This is a genomic window from Streptomyces sp. NRRL F-2664 (genome assembly GCF_000719345.1).
Classification (GTDB): Bacteria; Actinomycetota; Actinomycetes; order Streptomycetales; family Streptomycetaceae; genus Streptomyces.
Window position 1 is genome coordinate 1 of sequence record NZ_JOFX01000512.1, and the last position, 284, is coordinate 284.

Consider the following 284-nt stretch of genomic DNA (forward strand, 5'->3'; position numbering starts at 1 on the left):
GCTGATGGACGAGCCGTTCGCGGCCCTGGACGCCATCACCCGTGACGTCCTGCACGGCGAACTCACCCGTATCTGGGCCGAGACGGGCCTGTCGGTCCTCTTCGTCACCCACAACGTGCGCGAGGCCGTCCGCCTCGCCCAGCGCGTGGTCCTGCTCTCCTCCCGACCCGGCCGGGTCGCCAAGCAATGGACCGTGGACATCGCCCAGCCGCGCCGCATCGAGGACGCGGACGTCGCGGAGCTGTCCCTCGAGATCACTGAACACCTGCGTGGGGAGATCCGCC

Annotated in this window: 1 pseudogene; it reads left to right on the forward strand. The window is 70.1% G+C overall.

The features are described 5' to 3' along the window. Positions 1-284: pseudogene (locus IF89_RS0136760) on the forward strand (ABC transporter ATP-binding protein); the annotation flags it as partial.